General features: G+C 55.7%; 17 protein-coding genes and 1 pseudogene. 10 read left to right on the top strand and 8 right to left on the bottom strand.

The window, feature by feature from the left end; translation table 11 throughout:
• Nucleotides 1–2: 2 nt before the first annotated feature.
• Together ACR0IM_RS20265 and ACR0IM_RS20260 are read right to left on the bottom strand one after the other, a co-directional pair.
• Nucleotides 3–5,759 carry an alkaline phosphatase D family protein gene (locus ACR0IM_RS20265; protein ID WP_480683033.1) on the bottom strand — a complete coding sequence of 1,919 codons (5,757 nt, stop codon included), beginning with the start codon at nt 5,757–5,759 and terminating at the stop codon, nt 3–5.
• Between the two features lie 465 nt (nt 5,760–6,224).
• Nucleotides 6,225–6,596 carry a hypothetical protein gene (locus tag ACR0IM_RS20260; RefSeq protein ID WP_480683032.1) on the bottom strand — a complete coding sequence of 124 codons (372 nt, stop codon included), beginning with the start codon at nt 6,594–6,596 and terminating at the stop codon, nt 6,225–6,227.
• Between the two features lie 123 nt (nt 6,597–6,719).
• On the opposite strand from ACR0IM_RS20260, the gene ACR0IM_RS20255 reads away from it, so the two are divergent.
• Nucleotides 6,720–10,112 carry an ATP-binding protein gene (locus ACR0IM_RS20255; protein WP_480683031.1) on the top strand — a complete coding sequence of 1,131 codons (3,393 nt, stop codon included), beginning with the start codon at nt 6,720–6,722 and terminating at the stop codon, nt 10,110–10,112.
• Between the two features lie 358 nt (nt 10,113–10,470).
• On the opposite strand, the pseudogene ACR0IM_RS20250 reads toward ACR0IM_RS20255, so the two are convergent.
• From ACR0IM_RS20250 to ACR0IM_RS20225, 6 genes and pseudogenes are all read right to left on the bottom strand, one after another.
• Nucleotides 10,471–10,641 (bottom strand): annotated as a pseudogene (locus ACR0IM_RS20250) (IS5/IS1182 family transposase); the annotation flags it as partial.
• Between the two features lie 369 nt (nt 10,642–11,010).
• Nucleotides 11,011–11,898, bottom strand: coding sequence for a YghX family hydrolase (gene yghX, locus ACR0IM_RS20245; RefSeq protein WP_480683030.1), 888 nt, complete (start codon nt 11,896–11,898; stop codon nt 11,011–11,013).
• A gap of 89 nt (nt 11,899–11,987) precedes the next feature.
• Entirely contained in the window at nt 11,988–13,511 is a 1,524-nt protein-coding gene (locus tag ACR0IM_RS20240; protein ID WP_480683029.1) for a malonate--CoA ligase, read from the bottom strand.
• Entirely contained in the window at nt 13,508–14,806 is a 1,299-nt protein-coding gene (locus ACR0IM_RS20235; protein WP_480683028.1) for a malonyl-CoA decarboxylase, read from the bottom strand. Before ACR0IM_RS20235 ends, ACR0IM_RS20240 begins: the two co-directional genes overlap by 4 nt.
• A gap of 1 nt (nt 14,807) precedes the next feature.
• Nucleotides 14,808–15,473, bottom strand: a complete 666-nt coding sequence (locus tag ACR0IM_RS20230) for a GntR family transcriptional regulator (protein ID WP_480683027.1) — start codon at nt 15,471–15,473, stop codon at nt 14,808–14,810.
• Between the two features lie 42 nt (nt 15,474–15,515).
• The gene (locus tag ACR0IM_RS20225) at nt 15,516–15,902 is read right to left on the bottom strand and encodes a YciI family protein (protein WP_480683026.1); all 387 of its coding nucleotides are present in this window, start codon (nt 15,900–15,902) and stop codon (nt 15,516–15,518) included.
• Between the two features lie 84 nt (nt 15,903–15,986).
• Between ACR0IM_RS20225 and ACR0IM_RS20220 the strand changes: the two genes are divergently transcribed.
• The 9 genes from ACR0IM_RS20220 to ACR0IM_RS20180 are packed head-to-tail and all read left to right on the top strand — an operon-like array spanning nt 15,987 to nt 23,071.
• Complete coding sequence (locus ACR0IM_RS20220) at nt 15,987–16,871, top strand: fumarylacetoacetate hydrolase family protein (protein WP_480683025.1); 885 nt, start codon at nt 15,987–15,989, stop codon at nt 16,869–16,871.
• Complete coding sequence (locus ACR0IM_RS20215; RefSeq protein ID WP_480683024.1) at nt 16,868–17,533, top strand: malonic semialdehyde reductase; 666 nt, start codon at nt 16,868–16,870, stop codon at nt 17,531–17,533. The genes ACR0IM_RS20220 and ACR0IM_RS20215 overlap by 4 nt, the downstream gene beginning before the upstream one ends.
• A gap of 18 nt (nt 17,534–17,551) precedes the next feature.
• Nucleotides 17,552–18,010 carry an OsmC family protein gene (locus tag ACR0IM_RS20210; protein ID WP_480683062.1) on the top strand — a complete coding sequence of 153 codons (459 nt, stop codon included), beginning with the start codon at nt 17,552–17,554 and terminating at the stop codon, nt 18,008–18,010.
• Between the two features lie 25 nt (nt 18,011–18,035).
• Nucleotides 18,036–19,109: a C4-dicarboxylate TRAP transporter substrate-binding protein gene (locus ACR0IM_RS20205; protein ID WP_480683023.1), complete on the top strand. Its 1,074-nt coding sequence runs from the start codon at nt 18,036–18,038 to the stop codon at nt 19,107–19,109.
• A gap of 30 nt (nt 19,110–19,139) precedes the next feature.
• Nucleotides 19,140–19,691, top strand: a complete 552-nt coding sequence (locus tag ACR0IM_RS20200; protein WP_480683022.1) for a TRAP transporter small permease subunit — start codon at nt 19,140–19,142, stop codon at nt 19,689–19,691.
• Nucleotides 19,688–20,992: a TRAP transporter large permease gene (locus tag ACR0IM_RS20195; RefSeq protein ID WP_480642718.1), complete on the top strand. Its 1,305-nt coding sequence runs from the start codon at nt 19,688–19,690 to the stop codon at nt 20,990–20,992. Before ACR0IM_RS20200 ends, ACR0IM_RS20195 begins: the two co-directional genes overlap by 4 nt.
• Nucleotides 20,993–21,002: 10 nt before the next feature.
• The gene (locus ACR0IM_RS20190; protein WP_480642717.1) at nt 21,003–21,869 is read left to right on the top strand and encodes a dioxygenase family protein; all 867 of its coding nucleotides are present in this window, start codon (nt 21,003–21,005) and stop codon (nt 21,867–21,869) included.
• Nucleotides 21,870–21,890: 21 nt separating this feature from the next.
• Nucleotides 21,891–22,697, top strand: coding sequence for an amidohydrolase family protein (locus ACR0IM_RS20185; RefSeq protein ID WP_480596259.1), 807 nt, complete (start codon nt 21,891–21,893; stop codon nt 22,695–22,697).
• The gene (locus ACR0IM_RS20180) at nt 22,694–23,071 is read left to right on the top strand and encodes a hypothetical protein (RefSeq protein ID WP_480683021.1); all 378 of its coding nucleotides are present in this window, start codon (nt 22,694–22,696) and stop codon (nt 23,069–23,071) included. Before ACR0IM_RS20185 ends, ACR0IM_RS20180 begins: the two co-directional genes overlap by 4 nt.
• The last annotated feature ends 8 nt before the right edge of the window (nt 23,072–23,079 follow it).

Raw genomic sequence — 23,079 nt, 5'->3', positions numbered from 1 at the left:
ACCTAAAAGGCTATTGTCCTTGTCAATCCGTCCGAGAATTCGCAATCGACAAACCAGTCATTGCCCGATGAACGCACGGAGACGAATGTCGGACCGTCACCGGCCACCGGCCTTTCAGTTTTCACAACGCAGGAGAACTGATCACCTGCCAAATCGAATGTGAACGTTTCCTGATCGGCAGTGTCCTCCTCCAGGGAATTCGCGAAAGGAAACGGTGCCCACAGCGCGGATGTGTGAACAGATGCAAAACGCGCGACCTGCTGATTTTGTGCGTTGAAGATATCGCCGGTGGCCAGACAGGCGCGATGTTCGTCCCCGGACAGAAACACGATATGTTTGATCTGATTTTTTGCGATATGGTCCAAGACTTCACGCATTGAAGCAAGATACCCGTCCCATCCATCCGAGTGAATGGCGCTGAGGTTGTCGGGGTGCAGCCGGGTGTCCCGCTGAATAGCGCGACGATGTCGTGGCAGAAACATCGATGGCGTCACAATGAATTTTACACCGTTGCCCTGGTCCATCCAGCCTTTGAGATTTGTCATCGCCGACCTATCGGCAAGTTCCGCGTTCGCAAGGTCACCCACAGCCCGCCGCGTTCTGTCGGTTCGGGTATTCAGCAGGAAGAAGCGTGCGTTGCCGTGTTCGAAGTCTTGACGGTTCCAATGCAATCCGTGTTGGTATTTTTTGTATGCGCACATTGCTTCCTTGAACCAATCCGATTTCTTGTCATTCACTCCGGTCCTGGGTTCCCAATTGTCCACGATTTCATGGTCGTCCAGCAACATATAGGATGGTACCGACCGAAGCGCCTCGCGCACCGTCGGGGCTCTTAACCAATTCTCGTACGGGGTCCGGTAGCGGTCGTTGATGTCCCGCGGATCAAACAGACCGGCGGTCGCATCGACATAAACCTGATCTCCGACCAGAAAACAGAAGCGCGGCGGCGTGGCAGAGTTGGCCAGCCGTTCGGCCAGCGTCCCGTAGGAATTGTAGGTCACTGGCTTGTCCAGCAACCCTGCCGGATACTGACACGATCCGAACATAAAGCGCGTTTGCTCATTACCGTCGGGCAATTTCCAATCGGGAATGACACCATCCAGTATGATATCGTCCTGATCCTGAAGCTGATCGAACACCGCATCTGCAACTGCCTGGTTGGACGCGAACTCCAATTCTGATACCGTCACGTCCCGCATGCCGGTATCAGACCTCGGATCAACTGCAACCCTGTTCACATCCCGTCGACCACGCAGGGTGAGACCCGACCTGTAAGTCTCGTCCGTGGGTCTTGTCAAACTGGCCCCTCGGAGCAGCGACCTTGAAACCGCCTTGCGGGTGTTTACGAACCGTTCGAGATCGAATTCCTCCGGTGCTGCGCGCGTAGGCTTACCGTCACGGCCGAACTTGAACACGTGATCCTGGCGATTGTCGTCTCGTTGAACAAAGTAATATTGGCGGCCCGCAGCCGGCGCCAATACATCGGCCTCGTCATATGCGATCAACACCAATGTGGCGTTGCCCGGTTTTTCAGAATTGAACCCCGGCATGAATTCCTGCTTGGGAACCTCGAAAACGGCCCAGCCGTCCTTCGCGAATTCCTGTTCAGGGTACACAACCATCGACAACAGCAGATAGTCTTCGTCCCAATCATCGGTTTGCGTGTCAGGTCGCAGTATCCGGTCATCTGTTACTTGAACCCGCAACAACACAATGCTTTCAGGTTTTCTATGCGATGGCGCTGCGCCGATCCGCGCAATATAACCCGGCGTCGTGGCGGCCTCAGGAGTCTCAAGTGTCATGACCGGCCCGATCCAGGGGGGATGGACCACTTTATCGGTGTTGCGTTTACCCTTATGGGGCGGCAGGTCCAGGTCCAGGAACGTGCGGATATGTTCAAATGTGGTCAACCTGTCCGCGCCGATCAGAGCGTCCTGGTGCCCTGCGTGCTCGACGATCTCCGGCATAAGATATTGAATCCCGGCGTCATGCAGAATTTTTTTCATTCTGTCGACGGTAACGGGATCAGACAGCCCGTTTTCGCCACCATGCACGCTGAAGGTCGGAATATCACTCCAAGTTGTGTCGAAATTTTCCCGCGAAACCCATTTGTTCCGGCCCCGAAAATCCGTCATCATATCATTTCGGGCATAGTGCAGGGTGGAACTGACAGTCCGAATGCTCAACGCTCCGAAATGTTCGTCTATAAACTCCAGGACTCCGGGGTCCATCTTGGCTGCGTTGAAGTCGCGCCCGTACAGCGCATCCATCCGGTGCCGCGTTCTGGTCCAGGGCGTGCGTTTCCAGGGTATCACGGGGTTTTCGATATCGAACTCATCGACGGGGTATGGCAACGTTGCCAGCACTCGGTCCAGTATGTCGTCCGCCAGGGACCGGGGGTCAGGGCGAAACTGGTAGTTGTCAGGTAGTAGCCCGACCAAATATTTCATGATATAGCCACGCAGAATATTGATCGGGGAAAACACCACAAGGGGTCCAACCTGCGTGAACGCCACGCGCCGGACCTTTGTGAACAGATCATCTGGGCCGGGCGGGTCCGATGCCGAGCCCAGGATCGCCATACTGCACACGACCGTCCCCATACAATGCGCCACCACATCGACCTGCTGCGCCTCGGTGACCTCGATCGCCTTGTTGATCACATAATGAACGTCATTCGCGGCGATCTGGTCGAAACTCCAGGGTACGGTCGCCGTTGTTTCGCGAAAATACGGGCTGGTGCGAAGATCAGCGATCAGAACCTCCCGCCCGCTTTCCCACAGGTGGCTGGCAAAGTTCGGATTGACCGCGTGATGTGCAAATGTGGTGCCGCCGGCGCTGTAGCCGTGGAACATGACCACCGGCGGCCTTGTGGCATTTGGGTTGGGGTAGCGGGTGATCCGAACCTTCCCCTCGATTGGGCCAAGCGATTTGTCGAGATCCGGCACTTCGGCCCCAATTTGGCCACCGTCACAAAACACGTCAGCGTTCACGGTTGTACCATCTGACAGCCTGAGTTGATCCGGCGGCGCGAAGTCGATCACCTTGCTGTCATCATTCGTATCCGGAGCCCGGAAACTCCAGATATGAATGCCAAGCAGCAGACGTAAGAAATAGCCGACAAATCCGGTAATGTCCGAAATCGCGGTCATGGCATCCGACTGCTTTGTAATCCGGAACAGCGGAACGCCGATCCGCGCAAGATATACCATATCCAGATTTAGGACACGCGGTCCGCGTCTGTTGAGCCCCGGGAAGTCTTCCAGCGTCACGTCCATCAATTGCCGCCACGGGTTGCCGCGACGGTTGTATGTGAACCGTTTGACACCTCGAATGCGATTTCCGCCAAGTTGAATTTCGGACCCCGAAACTGCGGGACCAATCTTTAATCTGTAAACCAGTTTCCTGACTTCACCGGCCTTGCTGGCGATGGCGATCCCGGATTTGATCCGGCTAAGAAGCCCCGGTCCGGACCCGCCTGTGTGATCTTCGAAGGTCGCCTGGTAGATGTCCCGCAAACCCCGGTTCAGCAACCATGCCTTGCCCGCCCTCCAGATCCGCCCCGTGGGCCAGCTGCTTTCGCGCTCCAGAACTTTGAGGTGGCCGGTCAGTGGCGCGCGAAGGATCGCTATGGCGTCAAGCTCCCGCTCGCGCCACATAGGAGGGCTCCATGTCTTGCTGAGTGGTTCCCAGTCATCCTTCCGGAATATCCGGATTTCGCTTCGGGTCAGCGGGTCCAGTTCGTCCTCGGAAAGAACAAGCGTGCAATCCCCCTGAGCCCCCGGATTCAAGTCCTGAACCGGTTTGGGCTTAAACCGCAACGTCAGCTCGGCAATGTACTGATCTGGTGATCCTCCGTCAGGGGTCAACTCCACAGGTCCGGAAAGACGTTCGATCACCTCGACTTCGGTCGGCTGCGGTGCAGCCGCCCTGTCGGTCTCGCGAAAGACCGGCCGCTCGAAAGGCTGTGTATCGGCCGCGACGTCAGGTTTGGCCCCTAACGACCATTGCACCGCCAGTTCCTCGGCCGCGCGCAGGGCCAGTGCGGCAATTGTCAGTGCCGGGTTTGTCCCCAACGCGGTGGGCACGATCGAACCATCCAGAACGACAAGATCATCGTAAACGCTGTTCGAGGTTTCAGACCTGAAGACCTGCCCGAGATGGTTGACCACCCCATGTGTCCCGCTGTCGGCCATGTTCAGACCGCCCAGTGGATGCACGGTTGTAACTGGGCCTGTCTGGTCCCCGACCAGAAAATCCATATCCTTGGACAAGGGCCGCCAGGCAGGATTTGCGATCAACCGCCCTCCCGTGTCGGTGGTCAATTTGGATAATTCGGTTATCTCCTTCTCAAAAATCTCTGGTTCGGCATCGGTCGGCCATCTCATGACGGCGGTGCCATCGACCTCGGTGTCATTCCATTCGACCTTGAATTCAATCGAACCCTGCGCCCCGTCGTCGCCCATAATGGCAAACGCGGCGGTTTTCTTGATGTGTGGCGGCGGCACCGCGTACCCATCGTCGGTCGGAAATCCATCGGAATGGATCGACCTGTCAATGTCTTGCAACCCCTGAAGGGCATTGACAGAACCGAACACCTCATTGAATGCAAGGCGCAACGACGCGGGGACCGAAATTTCTTCGATCAGAATGCCCTTGGCATCCCGCAGATCGATGATGCCGGTGATCGTCGGACCAATAGCGCGCTGAGACGGTTGCACGCTTTCATCGGCTACATTGTTCACAACCGTATCGGTCGCAAAATCCACCGCCAGCATGTCGCCGTTGGTCGAGCATCCCTGCCCAATATTTTTGGCTGAAACAGCCAACCCGCCTTCGCCGGAGCGTTCGAGAATTTCGTTCGATCCCAACGTCCCCGCCGCAAGTATGACCTTGTCGGCCCGGATCTTCACGACCGCACCATCCCTGAGCCGCAGGCTCTTGTCGGTGTAAACCGTGTTGACCACCCAACTGGTGTCGTCCTTCGACACGAAGAGCACGGTAGCGCCGCTGAATATTTCCGCGCCAGCCTGATGGGCAGTCGCCAACAAGCTCAGATCCAGCGATTCCTTGGCTCCGAAATTGCATCCCGTCGCACAATCCCCGCATTGCAGGCATTTATTCAGCCTGACGCCGGCGCAATTGACGCGGTCTTTCATGGCAACGGTTATTGCCGCCGACCTGAACGTCGCATGCGGGGCGATATCTTCCAACGCCTGGTGTTTGAGCGGTACTCCGTCGGGGTGGTTGTCGATTTTGTTCGGCACTCCGTCCACATGCGCGCCCAGCTTTTTCATGGCTCTGGTATAGAAAGGTTCCAACGTCGTGAGGTCGGACACTTCCGCAGGCCAGTCATTCTGGAAAACGCCTGGCTTCGGCGTCTCCATGACGCCGGCATTGATCAGGGACCCGCCGCCAACGCCGTTGGCGACGACCGTGTTGACCTCGGGGCCGAGCCGTAAGTCGAACAGCCCCTGCCGGTTCCCGTCCCGCCGAACGTGTTTGGCCAGCTCACCCAGCCCGGTCGGAAACGCGCCAGGCAGATATTCGTTCCCGCGTTCCAGAACCGCAACCTTTGCGGTGTCAGTCCCAATCGTGCGCCCGGCCAGAACCGCCGCGGCCATGGCCCCGCCATAGCCGCTACCGATGATCAGCACATCGAAATGCACGTCGGTGGGATTGGAGCGAACACGATCAACCAGCCTTTCAAATCCTTGCGAAATCCAGGCGGTGCGTGAGACAGAGTCGAAATCAGTCATGGCAAATGGTCCAGCCGGCCCGAATACGGGGAAACCATTCGATAGGCGCTCCGGGCCGTGGAACGCGCCATCGGTGAACCACCGGGGCTGAATGTGGCGGACGACGTTCAATTATGCGTGCCATCCCCCCAGGGCACTTCAATATTGTCACTCTAGCATATCCTGGCGTGAATTTCCCAAGGTCCGGCGGGATGGCGGGTTAAACGGGAAGACCCGCCCGTAAATCCCGCTTTTCGTTTTTAGAGGAAAATGTGCGACAATCCTCGATAAGGCGAGTGCCCAAACGAGCCGGATCAGAGGTTGCGTCGCCTGCGCACTGTCCGGTCAGTTTGGCGTTTGAACAGTGTCCCGACCTCACGGAGATCGGATTTGGACGTTTCATTGCAATCACTTGGCGGTTTACTGCCACTACATCTTCTGCGACAGCTTCATGGCGCCGATGGGGCAAGACCCAGTTTCGTCAGGTTATCCGGTGCGGCATTGCTGATTGATGTGTCGCGGTACACGGCGCTGGTCGAAAGCCTGTCCCATCGCGGCCAGTCCGGGATGGAGCAAATCCCGAAAACGCTGGACCAGCCTTACAGCCTGTGCGTGGAACAGATCGTGTCCCGCGGCGGTGATGTCTATCGCTTTACCGGCGACTCCATTCTGGCCTTTTGGCTGAACACGCCCGGCAATCCGACGCGGGCGGTGCGTGATGCCGCCGCATGCGCCGAGGTCATTTGTCGAAATCCGCGGGCCGGAACCGACACCGATGACAGCTCGGTTCAGCCCGAGTTTCACGCAGGTCTGGGCTGCGGAGATATCTGGATTGCGGCCCTGAGCGGTGACCCCCACTGGCAGCTCCTCGCGGGCGGCAATGCCTGTTCACAGGCATCGGACGCGCTTGGGCGCGCGGGCGCGCGTCAGGTACAACTCTCCGCCGAAGCAAACGCCGCTCTGACGAATAATGACAGCGTTGTGCAAGACGCCGCCGCAACAACCGCGGCAGAGAAAGCCAGCGGTCCGTCCGAAGAATGGGTAAAGGGATTCCTTCCCCCAAGGATATGCCATCTGCTGGAACGACTTCGGGAAAATGCACCTCAGGACGCGGCGGGGCTGGAAAATGCGCTGAGTGCGTTCAGAGCGCTGGCCGAAATTCGTCCCATGACCGTGGTATTCATCCGCGTCTATCTGCGCTCGTCCGATATTTTGGACGTGTTTCCAACCCTGCAGACGCTGTGCCTCGAAATTCAGTCCGAACTCAATCATCGGGACGGTCCGACGGCTGACTTCATAATGGATAAGGATGGGCTGACCTGTCTTGCGGCTTTTGGAGAAACCGGGTCCTTTCATCGCGATGATCCCCAACGGGCGCTGGATTTCGCAATTGCAATCGAAAACGCCGCGCACCGATTGGAACTGAAGGCATCAATCGGCGTGGCAACAGGCGATGTTCTGCACCAGATCGTTGGCAATACCCGTCATTTGGAACCCATCCTCTTTGGCCAGCCGGTCAACCGCGCGGCGCGTCTGATGAACAAGGCGCTGGATGGTGTCCATTGCGATTCCCAAACTCAGAGAGTGACGCGGGATCAATTCAACTTCCAGGAAAGCGAGGCGCTGCAACTGGCCGGTTTGGGGCAACTTGTTCCCGTATTTCGTCCGGTTGAACGTCAAGTTACCAGTCGCAGTCAAACCGGATTGATCGGGCGAGCGGACGAGTTGACCTGGCTTTTGAAAGCTCATGAAGAGGTCAAGTCCGGAGCGAAGAGACTGGTCGCGGTACTTGGGGAACCCGGCATTGGAAAAACCACGCTGATCAATGCGTTCGCGCGCAACTTGAGCATTGAAACAGGTGAAGTCGTTGTTGCACATGCCGAACGGGATGATCGGCGCACGTCGATGCTCGTGTGGCGCAGGGTGTTGGCCGGTCTTCTGAAGATGGATGACGACAATTCGGGACTTGAGGTTTACAACGCCATCCGCGACCGCATTCCCGATGCCTCTGATCTTGCTGACCGTTTGCCTCTGTTGGGTGATCTCCTGGCCGCCGAACAGCCTGAAACTGCAAGTACGCTTCATCTGAAAGGGGCTAACAGAGTCGACGCGGCGATGCGCCTTGTCGGCGAAGTCATCAACGTCTTGGTTCCCCGTCCCTTCACCCTGGTTCTGGAAGACAGCCAGTGGCTCGATTCCGCTTCATGGCGGCTGCTGGAGTGGATTTTTGGGTCACTAGACTCAATTTTGGTTGTTCTGTGTGTCCGCGTTGGCGAAATGCCGAAGCAGCTCGACTCTTTATACAAGCGCGCGGAAAGAATCGATGCGGGGCTTGGTTCGGAAGAAAATGATCTTGCCTGGTATTTTCGCCCGCTCCAGGTCAGAGAGCTTGACGATGTCTCGGTCAAAAGACTGATGGATCGAATCTTGGATGATGTCCCTCCGCATGACGATGTCGCCCAGAGAATTGCGGAGCTGGCAGGTGGCAATCCGCTTTTTGTGGAAGAAATCACGCTCACGCTGAAGAACCAGGGACTGATTTCGATCCGCGACGGGTGTTGGCAATCAATCCTGCCATTGACCGATCTCGCCTTCTTCGAAGGAGTCGAGAAGGTCATTCGTGAACGGGTTGATCGATTGGATCAGAGATCGCGAAGCGCTCTGGAGGCCGCTTCCGTAGTTGGGCGCTCTTTCGCAATCAAGCCGCTCGAAGCTCTGCTGGGATTTGAACCAACCGATATCATCAATCACCTGACGGACGCTCAGTTAATACGCCGAAGGAAGAACAGAGGGTTCGAGTTCCGTCATGATCAAATCCGAGATGTCGTCTACCAATCGATTCCAAGTGAACGCAGACGAGCGCTGCATAGATCCCTTGCCCTTTTGCTTGAAGCCGAACATCCCGATGCCGAAGGTCGAAACCTTCCCGCCTTGGTCCAGCATTTTGAAGCGGCCGGGCTTGCAGATCATGCGGTCAAATATGCAGATATCGCCGCCACAAATGCGCTGCGTACCGGAGCCTATCGCGAGGTTGAATCCTTCATTTCAATTTGTCTGGAACACAAACCGCATCGACGCGGCCGGAGGCAAAATGACCAATTGAGATTGGTTCGTTGGCGCCGACAACTTGCGGAAGCACATTATGGTCGCGGAGATATTCAGGCCCAGGGCAAAGCGATCCGGCAAGCACTGGATGCGGCCGGGGAAAAAATACCGAATACCAAGATCTCGACTGTCTTTTGCCTCGTTGAACGAGGTTTTCGCATAGTTGCGCGTCAATACTTGCCGCTGTCCCGCAATTATGTTGTGACATCAAAAAAGTCGGATTGGGATGGCGAAATAGCGCGCTGTCTGAACCAGGCCGCAACGGTAGATTATTTCGAACTGCGCTTCGTCCAGGGAATGTGCAACCTTCTGGGCGCTGTTAACCGGTCAGAGAATACGGGAATTTCGGTAGAAACCGTGTTGTCCAACTGCCAACTCGCCGCTGGTCTGGGCATGATGGGTTGGCGGACCCTGAATGCCAGGCTGATGAATCGTGCGGAACAAGTAGCGATTAAGCTGGACGATCCGTCTTTGCATGCACACGTATGTACCTTGGATGCCCTTTGGCGGCTAGGTTTCTGCGAATGGGATAAGGTCGACGAACGGCTTGAGATGGCGCAGGCTCTTGCCGTGAAATCAGGGGATCAGTTGCGATGGTGTAACGCACAGGGAATTCGTTTCTGGTCGCAATATTATCGAGGCAATCTGAGCGCCTTGGAAGAAACCGCATATCTGTTGCTGCTGAGGGCCCAGAATGCCGGCAATATCCAGCAGGAAGTTTGGGCACTGAGGTGCAAGGCCCTTTGCCTTCTGCATATCGAGAGGCCGCGCGAAGCTGTGGATATTTTGCGCTTAACCACGTCCGGCATGTCTGGCTCTGTTGATTTGGCGGCCCAGATTTCTGCCGTAGGCGCCCTGGCGCTGGCGCTTACGCGCATCGGGAACCAATCGGAAGGTTTTGATGCCGCCGCTGCGACCCTGAAACTGCTGGACAAGATGCGCCGACCGTCATCTCACAGTGTAATTGTCGGTATTTCCAGCGTGCTGGAAGTGCTTCTGCGCGGGCGCGAAACGGGGTTTTCCGATCGGTACGAAGACTGGAACAGTCTGGAAAAAAGCGCTCTGTCCAAAATGGAAGACTACAGCAAAGCCTTTTCTGTCGGAAAAGCGCAGCTTGGTATGTGGCGGGGCACAAGTCACAGGCTGGATGGAAAATACAACCTTGCCATGGCCGAATGGGCGCAGGCAAAGCAGTGGGCAGATACGCATGAGTTGCGCAAGGACTCGGCTTTGATCGCTGCGGAAATCAGGCGGTGGCAGAACGATTGACAGGAATTCTGATACGGGGCGCTGATGCCGTGCAGACCACCCTGCATGCTGGGCTAGTAGTGCTTGATGTATGGGTCAGAATTGAATGACGTGATTCATGGATTTGTTGAGGTTTCGGCTGCTGATTGAGTCAAAGCGTCAGTGATGCTCCACACTTAAGAAAGTGGCGATGCGTGAAAAACACAATAAAAACCAATACTTGACTTGACTCTGATGCGCCTAAATTTTTGGCAATCCCTTAACAATCGAAATCCCGCAACATGTCGGCTCTCATTGTTGTCTTAGTTGCGTTTTGTGATTGGGTGGCTTTGTTGCACAACTCAGGTTCTGGCCGCAGGTCCCCTTTTCCTGGACGAACTTATCCGAGGGGTTCTGTGACGGGTACGCCGAGAGCGGTGTAGCGGTTCAGGACGGCGACGCGTACCTGGATTTCGGCAACCTGTCGGTCGAAGTCCCTCGCCATGAGACTCTGTCCTAGAAGTTTCATACAATGCATCTTGGTCTCGACACGGCTTCGGCGGTGGTAGCCGATATACTATGACCTGCCCCCCGAGGCTCCCTCGTTCGTAGCGAGAGTCTGCGTTTCTGGTTTTCATAGTTCTGTTCGTCGGTTTGGACAAGCGCATAAGGCGCGGCAAACAACCGCCTGACAGTTTGAGCCGCCAACAGCTCGATGCTTTTTGCTGGGCGGAAATTCGCGCGGTTGTAGGCCAGTGCGGGGGCTTCTATTACTGAACGATAGCTTCACGTTCAGTACGGCAAGCGCTTTTGAGAGAAGATCATTACCGACACCATCATTTCGCGGCGAACGAGCGGCGTTCCCGGGAATTATTCTCGGAGCATTGTGGGTGTTGGCAAAGCGATATCAACGCAAGAATGGCTTCGCAGCACGCCCCAATTACTCCAGATAGGTTTTGAACCATTCAATTGTGCGGTCCCAGGCCAGGTTTGCCATCTCCTCGTCATAGCGTGGCGTGCTGTCATTATGAAAACCGTGGTTGGCGTTTTCGTAGATATAGGCCTCGTATACCTTGTCGTTGGCCTGCAGGGCGGCCTCAAAATCTGGCCAGCCCGCGTTGATGCGTTCGTCAAGCTCTCCCATTTGAACAAGCAACGGCGCCTGAATTTTGGCCACATCCTCGGCCGCTGGCTGGCGCCCGTAGAATGGGACACCAGCGGCCAGTTCGGGATAGGCCACGGCAATTGCGCTGACCACACCGCCGCCGTAGCAGAAACCAACAGCGCCGACCTTTCCAGTGCAATCATCTCGTTTCAATAGGTATTCAAATCCATTGAAGAAATCGTTCATCAATTCGACTTGGTCCACTGTCTTTTGCAGCTCGCGCCCATCCGCGTCGTTGCCTGGGTATCCTCCCACTGACGTCAGACCGTCGGGGGCCAGTGCCATAAACCCGGCCTTCGCCAATCGGCGCGCCACATCTTCGATGTAGGGGTTAAGGCCGCGGTTTTCGTGGATTACCAATACCGCGGGCAGGGGCTCTTCAACGCCGGCGGGTCGGACAAGGTAGCCGCGAACATCACCGGTTCCATTCGGTGAAGGGTAGGTGATGTAGTCCGCGTGGATATCGGGATCGTTGAACGACACTTGCTGAGCCATCGCGTAGTTCGGGCTGAGCATGTTCAGCAGCGCGACCGCTGTCACGCCGCCGACCGCGAACTTGCCGGCGCGATCCAGGAATTGGCGCTTGGTGATCTTGCCGTGCGCGTAAAAGTCATACAGGTCCAGAAGTTCCTGGTCGAAGTCTTTTGCCGTCATGCGAGTCATTGTGGATCTCCTAATGAGTTTGGCAGTCTGAAGGGTGGGTAGTATCCGATCTGAAGGTCTTGATTTAATTGAGCGTCTGGATGGGCTTCCTAAGATACCGCCGGTGACAGTTCCTTGTTCGCGTACCGTTCGCGCAGCACGTTCTTTTGAACTTTTCCCATAGTGTTTCGTGGCAATTCCGGGACAAGTTCGTAGCGGCGCGGATGCTTAAAGCGCGACAGCTTGTCCCTGATGGTCCCCGCAATCCGATCCGTGTCAAGTTTTTCGCCTGGCTCTGCGACCAGAGCGGCGATGATTGCTTCACCGAAGTCGTTGTCGGGGACGCCGAAAACCGCCGATTCCAGAACACCGTCGATGTCGTTCAGGATGTCTTCAATTTCTTTGGGATAGACGTTGTAACCACCAGTAATGATAAGGTCTTTTGACCTGCCCACTATCGACAGATAGCTATCCTCACTGTACTGGCCCAAGTCCCCGGTGATGAAAAACCCGTTCTCTCGCAGTTCTTCGGCGGTTTTCTCGGGCATCTGCCAATAGCCTTTGAACACGTTGGGGCCGCGAACTTCGATCATTCCAACCTCGCCTTGGGCCAATGGCTCTCCGGTTTCAGGGTTGGTCACGATCACCTCGGTGCCGGGTAGCGCCATGCCAACAGTTCCCGCGCGACGCTCACCACTGCAAGGATTAGAGGTGTTCATGTTCGTTTCGGTCATGCCGTAGCGCTCAAGGATACGGTGTCCGGTCCGCGTTTCGAACGCCCCGTGTGTTTCGGCCAGCAATGGGGCTGAACCGGAAATAAACAGACGCATGTTCCCCGTGACCTCTTTGGTGAAACCTTCATCCGCTAGCAATCTGGTGTAGAAAGTGGGTACACCCATCAGAAGGGTCGAGCGCGGCAATTCCTCCAAGATCAAGCCAACGTCGAATTTTTCCATCAGCCGAACTTCGGAACCGGCAAGGAGTGATGTGTTCATCGCCACGAACAGACCGTGCGTATGAAAGATCGGCAGTGCGTGAATCAAGCGATCGTCGTTTGTAATCCCCCACAGATCAACGAGAGCATGGGCGTTGGATAGCAGGTTTTGATGGCTCAGCATTGCGCCCTTTGAGCGGCCTGTGGTGCCTGACGTATACAGCAACGCCGCAAGGTCGTCCGGTGCGCGATCCACGGTTTCGAATATGGCGGGCTGCGCGTCTGCCTCAAGGCTCAGGCTCGGAGTATCGCCGCCGAGGGTCAGCAGCTTGGCGCCAGATCGGGTCGCCAGTTTTCCGATTTCAGCCTCGTCTTTGCCGTCGCAGACGACCATCGCAGGTTGGGCATCAGAGATGAAATACTCCAGCTCTGGCAATGTGTAAGCAGTGTTAAGCGGCAGGTAGACTGCACCTGCCTGAACCGAAGCGGCGTAGAGCGCAATCGTATCGGCCAACTTGGGGGCTTGCACAACGATGCGATCGCCGGGGGAAACTCCGTTGATATGCAAAACATGCGCGATCTGCGCCGCACGCTTCAAAAACGCGTGGTAGGACACCACTTGGCCATCATCGAGTTGCAGGAACGGAGCCTCGTTTCCTTCATGGTGAGCAAACAAACTATCGTAGAGGGTATTTGTCACTCTGTATGTTCCCTTGGCTTGGCAGCAAGTGCGGCGGTTGATGCCGCGCGAACTGAACGCGAGGCTTCTATTGTCGCGTGTGTTGCGAATTCTTCGTGATGACGTTCTGTTTTGTTCAAATCATAAAGGTAGTTGACCATCGCACCGCCGGATTGTGATCGTCCGTTTGGCGATAAATCGGCTTCGGCGTGCAGCTCGTGCAACTCGGCACCATTGCCAAGGTGGAAGCGGGCCACGGGATCCAGCGGCATCCCATCCTCGCGCTTGGCGAACAACAGGTATCGGGCGGCCATCGCGCGCAAATCTTGTGGCGAGGTTGTTGCCTCAAGCACGGCCTCGGCGGCGTGGCCGTGCTCGGGGTGTTCTGTCTCGCCCGCCAACCAACGGTTAAGCCCTGGTATTGGCGACAAGGTCACAAAGGTATCAATCCCCTGAAGCTCTCGCGACAGCTCGGTCACAACCTGTTTGATCAACAGGTTTCCAAAGCTGATACCCATTAAACCCTTCTGGCAATTTGAAATGGAATAGAACGCCGCGACTTTTGCTTGTTCGGCTTGGATCGGTTCCCGACCTTCGGACAATAGCGCATCAATTGCGTCTGGAACTTCAGCCGTCAGAGCAACTTCGACAAAAATCAGCGGTTCATCCGGCATCGAAGGATGGAAGAACGCAAAGCAACGACGATCCGGCGGATAGAGCCTGCGTCGCAGATCGTCCAGATCGTTGATCTGATGGACTGCCTCATAGGTAACGATCTTGTCCAGAACGCGGGCTGGGGTATCCCAACTGATTTGCTTGAGGACAAGAAAGCCCCGATTGAACCAGCTCCGCAACAAATGGATGAAATCAATATCTGTTCGTTTGAGCTCGGGGTTGGATTTGAGAAAGCGCAACAGGTCAACGCGCATTGATACGAGTTCTTGTGTCGCGCCGGAAGGTTGGTTCAATCGGCGCAACAACTCTTGCCGTCTGGGTTCCGCAACGTCACTAAGCTTTTGATATAAATCGACACTTCGGCCCTTGGCATAGAGGCTTGCCACTTCGGCAAGCTGATCCGCGTCCAGCTCAAGTTGGTCATTCAAATAGGCGAAAAACTCCAATTTCTCGGGGTCTTTCAAGGTTTGGTAGCGATCAAGAATTGTGGAGGCGAGGGTGAAACCCGATACTTCGCCTTCGGTGGATAACAAGGCCTCACAAAGCTCTACAATTGATCGGTTGTCATCGTTGCCGCGCCTTTTGCCGGGACGGTCGAAAAGCTGATTCAGCAGATCGCCCAGAAACCAGTTCCGCTGCATTTCAGGACTCCATCTGACTGCTCAGGTACTCACCCGTTCTGCGGTAGTGGTTGAGCAAATGCCGGGTTGCGCTGTCCGCGTCGTGGTCGAGTGCGGCATCTAGAATTTGCTGGTGTTCGGCAGCGATATCGCGCTTTTTGTAACTTGGCCCTCCCGCTGCCAGATACCGGTAGCGAATGTTGAGGTCGTAAAGCTGCGAGCAATACCGTAGCAGCAACGGCAGTTTTGCATTTTCCAACAAGGCCATATGAAACGCTTTGTGGGCGTCTTCGAAGTCAGGTGCACCTTTTTGACCGGCCTTTTTCATATGGTGATGACGCAAGACAAGCCTGTCCTCCCAAGCTCCGTCTGCATTGGAGATGGAAGCGCGGAGCGCTGTTTCCTCGAGGTTGCATCGCAGCAATAGTATTTCCTCGAAGTTGGCTTTGCTGACTGGCGCTGCTCGAAATCCGCGCTGATCGATCCGTTCGACCAGCATGTCAGAGGTCAGTAGGCTAAGCGCTTCGCGAACCGGGCTTGCGCCGGTGTCCAGAAGACCACGGAGTTGTTCGATCTTAAGCTTCTGCCCGGGAGGCAACTCGCCTGTGAGGATCATATCGCGCAGCCTTCGATACGCACCATGAGTGGCCGATTTCTCTTTGCCCTCGGTATCAAGCATGACGTCCATATCCGACTTTTCCTCTTTGAATGCGCAATCTTTGAAGTGCTTTTAACTGAGGGCGCTTGTTCCGGTCGATAGGCCGACTGAGAGGTTCAGAGAGCCTTCGTTGATCATCCAGCGCCGAAGCACAAAACTGCGCGCCCCGCTCTTATGCATCGGATCGTCCTCGGCCAGCTTTCGAGCGGCCTCAAGGCTGTCGGCGCGGTAGATGATCAGGCCCATTCCCTGCATGTACTCACCGGTTTCATCCGACATTGGCCCGGCAAAAGCCAGATGACCCGAACGTTCAAGTTGCGCCTGATATGTCAGGTGACCGGGCAGTGAAGCCTTCACATCTTCGGGCGCTTTGGCTGGTGTGCTGTGAGCAACATAAAGCTCCAAAGCCAATGCGCCACGGTTCTTTGCTTCTGATTTGTAGTCCGTCCAAGCAACCATTAGCGCTCTCCAAAAATATCGATATTATTTGACATATTGCAAAATAGTCGGCAAAAATCAAGCGAACTGACATGGATGGTGAAAATGAAATACCTGGTGGGAGAGACTTCGGAAGGCACTGCGGTTTTTGCCGTAAGTGGCGAAAATGCAGTAAATTTAACGTCTTTAGACTCTGGCGTTGGCACAGATCTGATGGGACTGATTGCCAATCCGGGTTTGAGCGACTCACTCGCCGATAAAATCTCGGCAGCGGTGTCTGTGCCAGTCTCGACTATCACCCCGGCTTTGCCAGTGGCCGACCCCGGCACGATTATTTGCATGGGATTGAACTATACCGACCACATCAAAGAAGGTGGATACGATATCCCCGATTACCCTACGCTGTTCATGCGTGGAAAGAACTCAATCATGGCGGCTGGAAAACCCATGGTGCGACCGGCGGCTTCCGAGCATTTCGACTACGAAGCGGAACTGATGCTGATCGTTGGGAAGCGCGGTCGTCATATCTCGGAAGAAGATGCGCTGGACCATGTGTTTGGTTATACTGTTTTCAACGATGGGTCGGTGCGGGACTATCAGCGCAAGACGGTTCAGTGGACGCCGGGCAAGAACTTTGACGACACCGGAGCAATTGGTCCTTTCACGGTTACCCCGGATGAGTTGCCCGAGGGCGCTACGGGCCTGAAAATCGAAAGCCGCGTTGGCGATGAAGTCCTACAAAGTTCAAATACCACCAACATGATCTGGGGCGTCCGCCAGGTGATTGCAACAATTTCAGAGTTCATGACCCTCGAACCGGGCGATCTGATTGCATTGGGAACACCGCCGGGCGTGGGCCATGCCAAAAAACCCGAACCTCGCTGGTTGAAGCCGGGTGAAACCGTCGAGGTTGAGATCGAATGTATTGGCATATGTGCCAGCCCGATCGTTGACGAAAAAGATACCAGATCGAAGGTGGCCGCAGAATGAGCGCACCGACCGGGGCAGAACTGGAGGCACTTCGCGCCAAAGCGCAGCAAGATCATCGTGATCTGCGTGCGCGCATTCCTCGTCTGTCGGATGACGCAATCGCCTTGATCCTGCGCGAGTCCAGGTCTCACTACGCATGGACCGACGCACCGGTTTCCGACGCGTTGCTTGAAGAGATCTACGACATCACGATCAACGGCGCGACCAGCATGAACACGCTGCCTGCCCGTTTTGTTTTCGTGAAAAGTGCCGAAGGCAAAGAACGACTTGCCAGGTCTTTGAAACCAAAGAACGTTCCAAAGATGAGGGACGCGCCAGTCACGGCCATCATTGCCTACGATATGGAGTTCTGGAAGGAACTGCCCTTTCTTTTCCCGCACGAAGATCGCCGGCCATTGTTCGAAAACAATCCCGACTACGTGGCCGACACTGCGTTTCGCAATGGAACGCTTCAGGGCGCTTACTTCATGATCGCGGCCCGGGCTGTCGGGTTGGACGTTGGCGCCATGTCAGGCTTTTCGAACCGGATCGTCGACGAGGAATTCTTCGCTGGCACGACGCTCAAGTCGAACTTTCTTTGCAATCTGGGCTATGCGGACGAAACCGGTTTGTTCCACAAGCTGCCGCGTTTCCCATTCGAAAAGGTTTGCTCATATGCATGAGGAGGGGGCGCAGTGGCTATGAAAGAAAAACCTGTCGTGACGTACCGCACGACAGCCCAGTGCCCGACACACACGCGCGCTGAGATTGCAATTCGCGATCTTGATGTGATTGTCGACGAGCCCGTCGAACGAGGTGGAACATATCTAGGCCCTTCTCCAACCGAAACCGTAATGGCGGCCCTGATCGCCTGTACCAACGTCATCGGACACAAGAACGCACACCGGTTGGGAGTAGATCTCGGCACGGTGACAATCGACACGAAATGCAGGCTGGATCGGCGCGGTGTCCTGATGGAAGAGGAGATCGATGTTCCGTTTCCCGAAATCGAACTCACTGTGAAGTGCGATACGCCCGCCAGTCAGCAGGAACTGACACGCGTGGGCGTGGAGACAGCCAAGTATTGCGCCATCGCAAGACTGTTTGAAGCGGCAGGCACGGACCTGACCGTCAACTGGGTCAAAACAAAAAATAAATAAGACCCGACTTTCTGGGAGGAGAGAAATGAAAAACTGGACCAAACGCAGCCTAATGGGCGCCGCTTTAGCTAGCGTTATGGCGCTGCCCGTTGCCGCAGAAGAAACCATTTCCGCGGTCGTGATTGATGGCTACCCCGACCGTGCGTTGTGGGTGAAGGAATTCACCAACTTCTTCATTCCAGAAGTGGACAAGCGGCTGGCTGAGTCCGGTAACTACAAGATGAACTGGCAGGAGAACTATGGCGGTTCGATCGTAAAACCCAAAGGTGTTCTTGAAGGTGTACAACTGGGTTTGGGGGACATTGGCATCGTCACAACCATCTTCCATTCATCCAAGCTGCCCAGTCAGGGGATCTCAGGCTCGACACCATTCGTCGCGTCGGATGCCCGCGCGGTGGCCAAAGCCGTGGATGAGATCGCGCGAGAATACCCGGCAATGCAGAATGAGTTCGCTGCGCAAAATCAGGTCTATCTGGCGACGGGTGTTGTGCTCGACACATATCAGATGTTCTGCTCAGAGCCGGTCGAGAAAGTTGCAGACCTTGAAGGACGCAAAATCGCGGGTGCCGGCCTGAACCTGCGCTATCTCGAGGGTATCAAGGACGCGGCGGGCGTTCGCGGAGGCCTTACTGATTTCTACAACATGGTTCAGACCGGCCTTGTCGATTGCGTGATGATTTGGCCGGAAGCTTCCAAGACGTTCAAGATCGTAGAAGTGGCCCCATACATGTTGAAGGCAGACCTTGGCGCGGTGAATACAAAGACAGTCACCGTCAACGCCGATTACTGGGCAAATCTGCCCGATGAGGTCAAAGACGTACTCCAGGCCGTGGCTATCGACTACCGTGACCACGTGGCAGGCATTGCGATGGACCGAGCCGCTGCGTCACGAGATGCCTTTGTAGAAGCTGGCGGATCGATCATTGAAATCTCGGATGAAGACCGCGCTGCGTGGGCAAATGCGATGCCCAATGTTGCGCAGGAATGGGCTGCAACGCTGAATGAGAACGGCGAGCAGGGCACGGATATGCTGGCCGCTTATCTAGGCAAGCTTCAGGATGCCGGTTTCACTGGTGTGCGCGACTGGACGGCCGAATAATCGTTCGGCGACCCGAGAAAGGGGCCAGACATGCTGAAGACTGCAGTTGCCGTCCTGTCGCGGGTCGCCAATTCGCTTGCAATAACTGCCAACGCCTTGGGCACGCTTGTCGTCCTTGCGTTGGTGGTCATTCTGAATGTCGACGTCGTTGCGCGCGGGCTGTTTTCGGCTCCGCTTCGAGGCACGTATGAAATGGTGCAGTTTTCGGTCGTGATGATTGTTTTTCTGCAATTGGCCGACGTGGTTAGGGTGGACCGGCTGACACGTTCGGACGGGTTCCTGAACCTGATGCACCACCGCCGCCCCGGTCTGACAGCGAACCTCAGGCGCATCATAAACGCCATCTCGGCGATCTTTATGGCCTTGATCGCCTATGTAACCTTTCCGGAATTCCTGCACATGTGGGAGACGCAGGACTACTTCGGAGTTCCGGGTCTTTTCACACTGCCATGGTGGCCGGTCAAACTGGTCATCGCGTGCGGTACTGCGCTTGCCTGCGTGATCTTCCTGCTCAAGGTTGTCACGGCGCAGGACCGCCCGCATCTAATTCGCACCCCTGAACATGACGAGGCCGCAGAATGACGCCGATTGAGATTGGCCTGATCTCGGTCATCGCCATCGTCTTTCTGATTTACGCAGGCGTTTACATTCCTGTCGCACTGGGCGTGGTCTCGTTCGTGTCGATTTGGCTGATGCGGGACAATTTCACGCTGGCTCTGAACCTGTTGAAAGTGGCGGTCGGCGACAGCGCGATGGAATACAGCTTTGCAACCATCCCGTTGTTTACCTTCATGGGGCTCATCGTTTCAAAGGCCGGGTTGGGCAGGGACATCTACGAAGTCATGACCATGCGATTTCGCAAGGTCAAAGGCGGTATCGGAATGGCAACCGTCGGAGCCAACGCCGTCTTTGCCGCAGTTACAGGGTCGTCAATTGCGTCGGCATCTGTGTTCACCAAAGTTTCGGTCCCGCAGATGATGGCGCAGGCCTACAATCCGCGTTTTGCTGTTGGCGTGGTGGCCGGGTCTTCGGTGCTGGGCATGATCATCCCGCCTTCGGCAATGTTGATCATATACTCGTTTGTCGCCGAACAATCCGTTGGGGACATGTTCCTTGCGGGAGTTATACCGGGCATCATGCTGGCAATCGCCTATGTTGGCGCGATTTGGGTCATGGGACGTTTCACACCATCATTCGTTGGGGGCCGGGTCGTCGAAGACACCGAATGGATGTCCAAGCGCGAGATCGCATCCAAAACCCTGCCGACATTGTTCATCATCACCGTGGTGCTCGGCGGCATTTACACGGGGTGGTTAACCGCTGTCGAGGCAGGGGCAGCCGGGGCACTGGTCGCGCTGGTTATCGCCGTTGCGCGCAAATCCATGACGCCCAGAGCCTTCTGGGATGCGTTGCTGGAGACCGGCCATATCACAGCGGCGATCCTGTTCCTGATCACTGCAGCGTCAATCTACAGCCGCATGCTGGGACTCGCTGGTCTGCCCAACCAGTTGCAGGATTTGCTTGCAGGGAATTCCGCGTCTTTCTGGTCGATTATGCTGCTCTATGTTCTGCTGATGCTTTTCTTGGGAACATTGCTCGACACAGCATCGATCATCCTGATCGTCGTCCCGTTGTTCCTGCCCATGGCCGAGGCCCTTGATATGTCGCTGATCTGGTTCGGGATTATCACCGTGGTCGGAGCCGAAATCGGACTTCTGACCCCGCCTCTGGGCATATCGTGTTTTGTCATCAAATCTACGATCAACGACGACCGCATATCGCTCAAGGATGTGTTCATGGGCGCACTTCCCTTTGCTGTCGTGATGCTGATCGTTCTGTTCATTCTGATCGAGTTCCCGATCCTCAGCCTTGCCCTGATTTAAGGAGGCCAAGATGCGCTCTGTCACCAAAGACAATATCACCGACGTCTTCATGGGATACCTGTCCAAAGACACCGATCCGCGGATGCGTGAAATTATGGGGTCCCTGGTCAAGCATCTTCATGACTTCGCGCGCGAAACCAACCTGACGCATGACGAATGGCGCGCTGGGATTGCGTTTCTCGAGGGTTGTGCCGCTGTGGAAACCGAGGATCGCCACGAGTTTGTGCTGGCGTCGGACGTCCTGGGCCTGTCTTCTTTGGTGGACATGCTGCATTCAAGTCCAGGCGCAACAAGTTCGTCGGTGTTGGGCCCGTTTCACGTATCCGGCGCACCTCCGCTGCCCATGGGTGGGGATATGAAACGACATTACAGCGGGCCGGTTCTGCTTGCTGAAGGCGTCATTCGGGACACAGAGGGCAATCCCATTGCCGGCGCAGAACTCGACATATGGCAAACGGCCCCCAATGGCCTTTACGCCAGTCAGGATGAAGAACAGGACACCTTTTCTTTCCACGGGCTGATAACAGTTGGCGATGACGGCAGATATGCGTTCACCACAGTTAAGCCTGTTGAATACACTGTGCCGTCTGATGGGCCAGTCGGCGATATTCTGCGCGCTTGCGGTCGCCATCCGTGGAGGCCCTCACACCTACACTTTATCGTCAAAGCCCCCGGCTATCGCTCACTCGTGACCGAGATTTTTCCGGACGACGATCCCTATCTGGATCAGGATACGGTCTTCGGCGTTCGGGACGATCTGGTGATGACGTATGTCGAACGACCCGCTTCAGAATTTCCCAATGACATGGCACTTTCAGGTAAGATCACTGAACCTTACCTGCACGTGAATTTCGACGTCACGCTTGCTCGGGACTGAACGCTATGGAGGATGTTTGAAATGCTAAGATATACCTTCATTTTAGGTGCATGGCTGTTCTGCGGTGAGGCCATCGCGGAAGAGCGGCCGATCTTCGATGCGCATATTCACTACAGCCATGATGCCGTCAAACTGGTTCCGCCCGAACAGGTGGCCAAAATCCTGCGGGATGCAGGCGTGCGGAAAGCCCTGGTTTCCAGCTCGGACGATAACGGAACGCAACTGCTTTTGGCTGCAGCGCCGGACATCGTTGTTCCGGCACTTCGCCCTTATCGGCGTCGTGGTGAGATCAACACCTGGATGCACGACGAAACAGTTATCGACTATCTGGAAGCAAATCTGGCTAAGAATGACTATGAAGCCATCGGCGAATTTCACGCCTATGGAAATGACATTAAGACGCCAGTCATCCAGCACATGATCGCGCTGGCCAAAGAGCGGAACCTAATTCTGCACCACCATGGTGATCGCGAGGCGGTAGACCTGATTTTCGAAACCTGGCCGGAGGCTCGGGTGTTATGGGCCCACTCAGGTTTTGACGATCCGGGGAAGGTGGTCGACGCTTTAAACGCGTATCCCCGGCTTTGGGCCGATCTGGCGTTCCGTTCCGATATGGTCTCGCGGGGCCGTGTCGATCCGGATTGGCAAGCTGCGTTCGAAGCACATCCTGATCGGTTTATGGTCGGTACCGATACGTTTGCACCGGAGCGCTGGTATTACGTCGGCCCGCATGCAGATTTTTCACGCGAATGGCTGGAATTGCTTCCAGATCAGATCGCAGACAACATTGCCTATGCCAACGCAGAACGTTTGCTGGCATCAAAATGATCCGCTGGCTCGTCTGGTTTCTGGCATCTTCCGGCGCGGCCATCGCTTGTGAGGCGACGGGGCAACGGATGAGTACAGAAACTCAGAACGCACCTACGGTGCATGTGGCTGTCGACGAAATCCCGTTGGCCCAGCCGTTTTCGATACTCCTCACGGTGTGCGGTGAAACTGCCGTAAGTGAAATGCGTGTCGATGCAGTCATGCCTGCTCACCAACACGGGATGAACTACCTTCCAGTTGTCACTGCAATAGGCGACGACGTGTTCCGTATCGATGATATGCTGTTTCACATGCCGGGAATGTGGGAACTGCAAGTGGACGTCGAGTATAACGGGCAAACGTTATCCTACACTTCTGACTTAGCGTTGAAATGAAGCTGTGG

The organism is Ruegeria sp. BF6, assembly GCF_056538665.1.
The sequence above is the reverse complement of the archived record's forward strand: the minus strand, read 5'-3'. Positions and strand labels throughout refer to the sequence as shown.

What these genes read in the sequence shown, in the direction of transcription:
- ACR0IM_RS20230 (WP_480683027.1), bottom strand. Translation starts at nt 15,473, where the DNA reads ATGGACGTCATGCTTGATACCGAGGGCAAAGAGAAATCGGCCACTCAT.
- ACR0IM_RS20190 (WP_480642717.1), top strand. Translation starts at nt 21,003, where the DNA reads ATGCGCTCTGTCACCAAAGACAATATCACCGACGTCTTCATGGGATAC.
- ACR0IM_RS20215 (WP_480683024.1), top strand. Translation starts at nt 16,868, where the DNA reads ATGAGCGCACCGACCGGGGCAGAACTGGAGGCACTTCGCGCCAAAGCG.
- ACR0IM_RS20185 (WP_480596259.1), top strand. Translation starts at nt 21,891, where the DNA reads ATGCTAAGATATACCTTCATTTTAGGTGCATGGCTGTTCTGCGGTGAG.
- ACR0IM_RS20265 (WP_480683033.1), bottom strand. Translation starts at nt 5,759, where the DNA reads ATGACTGATTTCGACTCTGTCTCACGCACCGCCTGGATTTCGCAAGGA.
- ACR0IM_RS20220 (WP_480683025.1), top strand. Translation starts at nt 15,987, where the DNA reads ATGAAATACCTGGTGGGAGAGACTTCGGAAGGCACTGCGGTTTTTGCC.
- ACR0IM_RS20180 (WP_480683021.1), top strand. Translation starts at nt 22,694, where the DNA reads ATGATCCGCTGGCTCGTCTGGTTTCTGGCATCTTCCGGCGCGGCCATC.
- ACR0IM_RS20235 (WP_480683028.1), bottom strand. Translation starts at nt 14,806, where the DNA reads ATGCAGCGGAACTGGTTTCTGGGCGATCTGCTGAATCAGCTTTTCGAC.
- ACR0IM_RS20205 (WP_480683023.1), top strand. Translation starts at nt 18,036, where the DNA reads ATGAAAAACTGGACCAAACGCAGCCTAATGGGCGCCGCTTTAGCTAGC.
- ACR0IM_RS20225 (WP_480683026.1), bottom strand. Translation starts at nt 15,902, where the DNA reads ATGGTTGCTTGGACGGACTACAAATCAGAAGCAAAGAACCGTGGCGCA.
- ACR0IM_RS20210 (WP_480683062.1), top strand. Translation starts at nt 17,552, where the DNA reads ATGAAAGAAAAACCTGTCGTGACGTACCGCACGACAGCCCAGTGCCCG.
- ACR0IM_RS20200 (WP_480683022.1), top strand. Translation starts at nt 19,140, where the DNA reads ATGCTGAAGACTGCAGTTGCCGTCCTGTCGCGGGTCGCCAATTCGCTT.
- ACR0IM_RS20195 (WP_480642718.1), top strand. Translation starts at nt 19,688, where the DNA reads ATGACGCCGATTGAGATTGGCCTGATCTCGGTCATCGCCATCGTCTTT.
- yghX (WP_480683030.1), bottom strand. Translation starts at nt 11,898, where the DNA reads ATGACTCGCATGACGGCAAAAGACTTCGACCAGGAACTTCTGGACCTG.